The sequence below is a fragment of the uncultured Shewanella sp. genome (assembly GCF_947495455.1).
GTDB lineage: Bacteria > Pseudomonadota > Gammaproteobacteria > Enterobacterales > Shewanellaceae > Shewanella.
On the sequence record NZ_CANLZC010000195.1, the window covers coordinates 1 to 3977 of the forward strand.

The 3977-nt window shown below is 34.9% G+C and carries 2 protein-coding genes; both read left to right on the forward strand.

Going from position 1 to position 3977, the window contains the following annotated elements; all coding sequences use genetic code 11:
• Positions 1–259 precede the first annotated feature (259 nt).
• Positions 260–1612, forward strand: a complete 1353-nt coding sequence (locus Q0791_RS24545) for a site-specific integrase (protein ID WP_299011892.1) — start codon at positions 260–262, stop codon at positions 1610–1612.
• 314 nt (positions 1613–1926) lie between these two features.
• Positions 1927–3906 carry a hypothetical protein gene (locus Q0791_RS24550; RefSeq protein ID WP_299011893.1) on the forward strand — a complete coding sequence of 660 codons (1980 nt, stop codon included), beginning with the start codon at positions 1927–1929 and terminating at the stop codon, positions 3904–3906.
• The last annotated feature ends 71 nt before the right edge of the window (positions 3907–3977 follow it).

A 3977-nucleotide genomic window follows, 5' to 3' on the forward strand; every position in this document is an offset into this window, starting at 1 on the left:
GGATTATTTGGGCCCAGCATACCAAAATGTGACATCTCTAAATTGGGAAAATGTGACATTACTATATTGAATCTACATTTCTCTGATTTATCAGTGCGCACAATGTATATTATGTTAAATAATGCGTATAGGTAATTCTAGTTCATAAATACTCTAGATACGCCCTAATCAATAACTTATCTGTTTACCTCTTCACAATGTAAACACTATTATTCGTAACGGATAATTTCTTCATTTTGTAAATAAATAGGATCTTTAAATGTATTCAATTAAGAGGTTTAAATTTAGGAATAACACAGAAGTAAATGACGTTTGTTTGATGTTTGATGAGTCTAAGCCAGTTATGTACGCGTTACTCTACTTTTCAGATCGATTAATCTCAAAAGCGCCTACCACCCAATATGCATCATTCCAGGCGATAAAACTCTTCTACCAATATTGGCAATCGAAATTCGGTGAATCTTTTTGTAAATCATTCTATCAAGCTGATCATAATCCAGAGTTAGCTGTAATAGAATTTGGTGATTTCTACACTGGTTTGTGTTCTAGAAATCCAAATCATTTCAACAAATATGATCAAATGAGTCCCCAAACCGCTGATATCAGAGCCAAAGCAGTTATTCAGTTCTTGGAGTATTTGGTTGATAAATATGTCTCTGGATATTACCTAGAGGAGACTTCCCAATCGATAAACGAGCAACAAAAATACCTATTTAAAAGGCTGAATGACAATCGTAATTCGATAAAAAATGGAAATAAGTTGATTTCGGCACGGCCTTCACAATACATATTTAAATCCCTAACTAGAGATATGGTAGCGGCAATTTATCGCATTATCCTACCTTCCAATCTTAATAAGAAAAATGACCTTAATCCATTCAAACGAAAAGATATTCAATTAAGAAATTTCCTTATTATCAGATTACTTTTGAATTATGGCTTGAGAGTCGGAGAACTTTTGCTGCTAGAAAAGCAATCATTGAAAACCAATATATCGGGCAGTACATACAATCTTATAATATCAAATTTGTCTGACTCTTCTGAAGATATAAGACGAATCCGCCCAAGAATAAAAAACCAGTTTTCCGTACGAATAATTGAACTTGAAAAGATAGACTATGAATTTCTGATGATTTACTTAGGTGAAATAAGACCTAAGCAAAGCAATCATCAAATACTTTTTTCATCGCAAAACACTCCCTATTCCCCATTAACATATGAATCAATAAGAGCAATTTTTAGTGCTGTTGATCGAGCGTTTTCTGTTAATAACCCAGAATTCAAAGATTCGAACTATATAGATTCAATAGCTTCATTAACACCTCACGTTGCTCGACATACCTGGGCAACAATGACTTTAAGTTACCTTTACGAAAGTATTGGACGAAACCACGAGGCTGCTCAGAAAATAACGCACTCTAATATGAACACAGGACGAATAATGGATGAAGCAAAAGAGCAGCTCAGGACAGTGGGAGGATGGGCATTAAAAAGTACTATACCAGATCGATACGCAAAAAGGTTTCTTTCAGAGCAAGCAAATAGGTCCAACGTTCAACGTATCCAACACGACTTGTCTTGTAGTATAGAACTAGAAAACCTGGAGTCTTAAATGAAACAACTTCAATTACTGAGGAACCAAGACTCACTACTTAGTGATGATCAAACTCAGTTCGTTAAAAAACTTAAGATACCAGCCATATTGCATTTTAAACGAGCTGATAAATATGATGACAAAAATCCTTTTTCAACGAGAAACTTGCTAGTACGTGTAATTTTAGCTGGGACGATAGTGTATGGGTAGGGGGTACTCAAACTTCTGGTTGGCTAGCTGGAAACAAAAAAACTCCTTATAGATTTGATAAAGGTTCAAGAATTAAAGGGATTGGCACTTTTGAAATAGAAGATATCAACTATCAACACTTTATGAAAGCTATTCTCGTATTTTTTTATAGAGCTAACAACTTAAATGTTTCACTCGCAACACATACTGCAAATTTAGTTATATTAAAGAGGTGGTTCTATACCCTATCAACTAGTACACCACACTCTCATCCAATCTTTTTAAGCACTGATACTTTGAAAGAATCAATCCGTATCCAGTCTGAAAATACTAAAAATCTTAGTAATCTATCAGACGCTATTGGAAGAGCGACAAAACTACAAGGATATATTAATAGGTTTGCTTTTTGCGTAACTCCTCTTTCGTTTGTAAATAATAATAAATATAAAAATTATTCAAATCGAACTAAAAAAATTAAGAAACTTGAAAGGCTAAAAAAAGACAAATTCATAGACGACAATCACAGAGAAGACGAAAAACTAATTACTATTAAGGCGTTTATCAATGTGATTGATTTGATGGGAAAGACAACCAATACTGGTGAAAAGATTCTTCTGAATCTTGTTTTTTTATTAGTCGTGACAGGTTTTCGTTCTATTGAATGCATTACTTTACGGAAGGACGCGCTAGTGAAAAGACCAATAGTCGATGTTTTCACTAAAGAACAATTGATAAAGCAAGGAAAGCCACAATATTCATTAGGGATTAAATATATAGGCGCCAAAGGTACAGGTGACAAAATACATTGGGTCGAGCCGCTAGCTATACCTCTAGTAGAGGCGATATTTGATAATACAATAAAACTAACCTCGAAAATGCGAGAAAAGCTCGAATATTTGCGAGCAAAATCACAAAGTGATTACTTGCCAAAAAGTTTTGATACTATTCCTAATGCCGAGATAGAGATCGATGACACAATTGGAGGCCTAATAACAACCGAATGTAGCCGTCCAGGAATGTGCTCGTTAAGGGATAGGTTATATAAAGCATTTAAATCTGCAAAGCTACCAATAAGTAAGGAATTGAGACCAGGAAAAAAATTCGATATTGAAAGGTACTTTAGTAAAGCTGATATAAATAAGTTTATCGCGTCAAAGTACGGCGAAGATGTAAATGCAATTGAACAAAAACTGACTTATCGTTGGAGTACTTCAAGTAAAAAGCATGAGATTAAGTACGAAGATCTTCTTTTTATCCATGAATTTAGTTCTACTAACTATTCGCGAAAACAAATTTTAACCGCTGTTGTAATCCCCTTCTCCAATATTATTATCAATAATTTCTTAGGATTTGGAAACGGTAATAAGTCAGCATTTGAGTATTATCAGTTGATAGAAGATGATGGTTCTTATACTCGCCTAAAAAGCCACATGCCTAGACACAATATCAATACGTTTTTGGCCATCGCCGGACTATCTGAACATTTACAAGCTATGCTTATGGGTCGTATAGATATCACTCAGAATGAGCACTATCAACACGTTGCTATCAAGCATATCAGGAAAGCTACGTCGCTAATCAGCTTAGACAGTATTTCTAATAATGATAGTGAGATTGCGGAACCGTCTGAGTTGAAAATTGATTCAAACAGTCCTGTTAGTTTTATTCGAAATAATGGATTCATCAAAATCAATCCAGAGCACAACCTGGAAACAAACCTTAAAACCAACATTCATACTTTTGATAGTAGAGAAGACATAGCAAAGCACTTGGAAAGCGCAATGTCTGACACATTTTTATCTGATGTAAAAAGTGCGTTTGACGAATTTACCGATAGTTCTAAGAAATTAGAAGCGAAAGAGCTTATAAAACGACATGCAACTCTTCACCCTCTTCCGCTAGGTTCATGCAACAGGAATCTAGCAACGAGTGGCTGCCCTACAAGGTTAAAGTGTCAAAGTGGAGAATACTGCGAAAGTTTTGAACTAACGGGGCGAATTGATGAGCATTCGAAACTCAATGCTTTAAGAGAAAAACTCCAAGAACAATTCAAACAATTTGAATGGTTAGCAGTTGAAGATAATTCTTACACTTCCGCTAGGAATCAAATGAGCAAAAACTGAAGTGGTCAACTAATTCTGGCCACGGATTTATGTTCGCGCTTAAATAATTGTTCGGATCTGTTAGGTGTTAA